The sequence below is a fragment of the Streptomyces glaucescens genome, from assembly GCF_002154375.1.
GTDB classification, from domain to species: domain Bacteria; phylum Actinomycetota; class Actinomycetes; order Streptomycetales; family Streptomycetaceae; genus Streptomyces; species Streptomyces glaucescens.
In genome coordinates, this window is record NZ_MUND01000336.1 from 1 (window position 1) to 2,981 (window position 2,981).

The 2,981-nt window shown below is 73.6% G+C and carries 4 protein-coding genes; 2 read left to right on the forward strand and 2 right to left on the reverse strand.

Annotated elements, in window-relative coordinates; translation table 11 throughout:
- The coding region (locus tag CCN42_RS21940) for an enolase-like domain-containing protein (RefSeq protein ID WP_479688079.1) at positions 1-689 on the reverse strand (689 nt) is incomplete at its 3' end.
- Positions 690-818: 129 nt separating this feature from the next.
- On the opposite strand from CCN42_RS21940, the gene CCN42_RS21945 reads away from it, so the two are divergent.
- On the forward strand, positions 819-1,526 hold the full coding sequence (locus CCN42_RS21945) for a FadR/GntR family transcriptional regulator (RefSeq protein ID WP_086738081.1): 708 nt from the start codon (positions 819-821) through the stop codon (positions 1,524-1,526).
- A 7-nt stretch (positions 1,527-1,533) separates the two neighbouring features.
- On the opposite strand, the gene CCN42_RS21950 is transcribed toward CCN42_RS21945, so the two are convergent.
- Positions 1,534-2,085: a TetR/AcrR family transcriptional regulator gene (locus tag CCN42_RS21950; RefSeq protein WP_086170196.1), complete on the reverse strand. Its 552-nt coding sequence runs from the start codon at positions 2,083-2,085 to the stop codon at positions 1,534-1,536.
- Positions 2,086-2,183: 98 nt separating this feature from the next.
- On the opposite strand from CCN42_RS21950, the gene CCN42_RS21955 reads away from it, so the two are divergent.
- A complete protein-coding gene (locus CCN42_RS21955) occupies positions 2,184-2,771 on the forward strand; it encodes a DUF2867 domain-containing protein (protein WP_086738082.1) in 588 nt (195 codons plus the stop codon).
- Positions 2,772-2,981 lie beyond the last annotated feature (210 nt).

The following is a 2,981-nucleotide window of genomic DNA, read 5'->3' on the forward strand; positions in this document are numbered from 1 at the left end:
AGGTCGGCGCCGACCTTCAGTTTGATCTGGGTGAAGCCGTCGGCGACGGCCCGGCGGGCGAGCCGGGTGAGCTTGTCGTCGTCGTAGCCGAGCCAGCCGGGCGAAGTGGTGTAGGCGGGGTAGCCGCGCTCCAGCAGCCGGGCCCGCCGCGCCCCGGCGCCCTCCCGGCCTCGGCGCAGCAGGTCCATCGCCTCGTCGGGGGTGAGCGCGTCGGTGAGGTACCGGAAGTCGATCTGGCGGACCAGCCACTCGGGTTCGGCGTCGGCGAGGAGCCGCCACAGCGGTTTGCGGGCGCGTTTGGCGGCGAGGTCCCAGACGGCGTTGACGACGGCCCCGATCGCCATGTGCATCACGCCCTTCTCCGGGCCGAGCCAGCGCAGCTGGCTGTCGCCGGTCAGGTCGCGGTAGAGGGTGCCGGGGTCGGCGCAGAGCGCGTCGACGGAGCGTCCGGTGAGGTGCCCGCGCAGCGCGTCGAGCGCCGCGACCTGCACGTCGTTGCCCCGCCCGATGGTGAAGGCGAAGCCGTGGCCCTCGTGCCCGTCGGCGGCGTCCGTGCGCAGCACGACGTAGGCGGCGGAATAGTCGGGGTCGGGGTTCATCGCGTCGGAGCCGTCCAGCTCGCGCGAGGTGGGGAAGCGGATGTCGTAGGTGTCGACGGCGGTGACGCGGGCGGGGGTGTGGGACGCCATGCCGCTTATTTATCAGACCACTTGACGAAAGTGACACCCCTCTGCGCGACCCGTTCGCCCAGACGGCCGCGATTGGTCGGACCACTTCGCTGGCTAGACTGCGGCGCACCGACGACGGGAGCACCAGGCGTGGACGGGACGGGGACGGCCCCGCGGAAGGGCACGGTGACGCAGCGCGCCATCGAGCGGATCAAGGCGATGATCGCCGACGGGCGGCTGGAGCCCGGCCAGCGGCTGCCGACCGAGCGGGACCTCGCGGCGGAACTCGGCATCTCCCGCAGCTCGATGCGCGAGGCGATCCGCGCGCTGACGGTCCTCGGCGTGCTGGAGGCACGGCACGGCTCCGGCATCTACGTCACCCGGCTGCGGGCCGGCGATCTGCTGGAGACCTTCGGCGTGGTGGCCGACCTCTCCCGGGGCGAGCGGCTGGCCGAGCTCCTGGAGGTGCGCCGCGTCCTGGAGTCGGCGGCGACGGCGCTGGCCGCCGCCCGCATCACCCCGGACCGGCTGGCGGAGGCCGGGGAGCACCTGGCGGCGATGGAGGCCACCGAGGACCCGGACGAACTCCTCGCCCACGACCTGGCCTTCCACCGGGTCATCGCCGTGGCGGCCGGCAACGAGACGATGGCCGCCCTGCTGGAGGGCCTGTCCTCGCGGACCTTCCGCGCGCGCGTCCGGCGCGGCTACGAGGAGGACGGCGCGCTCGCCCGGACCCGCCACGAGCACGCCGCCATCCACCGCGCCCTGGCCGCGCGGGACCCGGAGGCGGCGCGCGCGGCGGCGGCCGCGCACGTGGGCGGGGTGGAGCAGTGGCTGAGGCGGAGCCCGGAGTCCTGACCCGGGCTCACCTCAGCAGCCGCTGCCACACCAGTTCCCGCACCTCCTCCGGGGCGCGGCCGTGGTGGTCGGCGGCGATGAGATGGCCGCCGAGCCACACCGAGAAGGCGGTCATGGCGCGGGCCTCGGCCTCGTCGTCGTCCGCGCAGAACGCGGCGAACAGCGACCGCAGGTAGTCCATGCGCCGGGTGTCCACCCGCCGCAGCCGTTCGGCGACCCGCTCGTCGCGCCGGGCCCACTCGCGGATGGCGAGGTCGGTGCGGATGTCGGTGGTCACCTTGGGCACGATGGCCTCCGGCAGCCTCCGCAGCCGCTCCCGGGCGTCTCCGCCCTCGCTCTCGACGCGTTCGATCACCTGCTCGGTGACGTCGCGCTCCCAGGCGTCGAGGAGTTCGCCGAGCAGGGTCTCCCGGTCGCCGAAGTGCCAGTAGAAGCCGCCTTTGCTGACGCCGAGCGACTGCGCGAGCGGTTCGACGCGGACCGCGTCCGGGCCGCCGGCGGCGAGTGCGCGCAGCCCTTCCTCGATCCACTTGCCGCGTGGGGTGCGGGCCTGGGCCACGGTCGGTCTCCATTCTGTTCCGCAGCTTCTATACGCAGCCGTATGGAAGGGGCTACGCTGTCATCCATACACCAGCGTATGGAAGCGAGGCCTTCCTCATGAAGCTGCCCCGAACCGCACACACCTCCCACGACTGGCTCCTCCACGACATCACCCACGACTTCGCGCTGGAAGACGTGTGGGCCCTGCCCACGCCGGGCGGACCCGACGACTTCCTCCGCCTGCTGTCGACCTTCTCCGAGCGCGACTTCGTAAGCCAGGCCAACCTGCCCACGCGGTTCCTGTGGGCGGCGCGCTGGAAGCTGGGCGCGCTGCTCGGGTGGGACAAGGAGAAGGACGGTCTCGGCACGCGGGTGCGGACCCTGCGGGACCGGCTCCCCGCCGAGCTGCGGGACCTCTCCGTGGGGCCCGAGGTGGGCCCGCCCTTCTCGACGCTGTACACGCGGGAGAACGAGTGGGCCGCCGAGATGGCCAACCGGACGGTGCACGGCATCCTGCACCTCTCCTGGGTCCCCGACGGCCGCGGCGGGTACCGCGGCCAGATGGCCGTCCTGGTCCGGCCCAACGGCCGCTGGGGCAGCGCCTACATGGCAGCGATCAAGCCGTTCCGGTACCTGATCGTGTACCCCCAGCTGCTGCGCTGGTGGGAGCGGCACTGGGACCGGCGCGCCACCACCCCGGCGTGACCGCCCCGGCCCCGCGTCGCGCCCGGCCCGCCGTCAGGCCCGCCGCAGCCGGAGCGTCATCAGCTGGAACGGCCGCAGCCCTACGGTGATCCGCTCACCGTCGACCACCGGGGCCGGGACGTCCGGCAGCGGGCGTTCCAGCAGGTCGGTGACCGCGACCCCGGCGAACGGGAAGCCCGCGTGAGGGTGGCGCGGGCTTCCCGTTCGCCG

What these genes read in the sequence shown, in the direction of transcription:
- CCN42_RS21955 (WP_086738082.1), top strand. Translation starts at nt 2,184, where the DNA reads ATGAAGCTGCCCCGAACCGCACACACCTCCCACGACTGGCTCCTCCAC.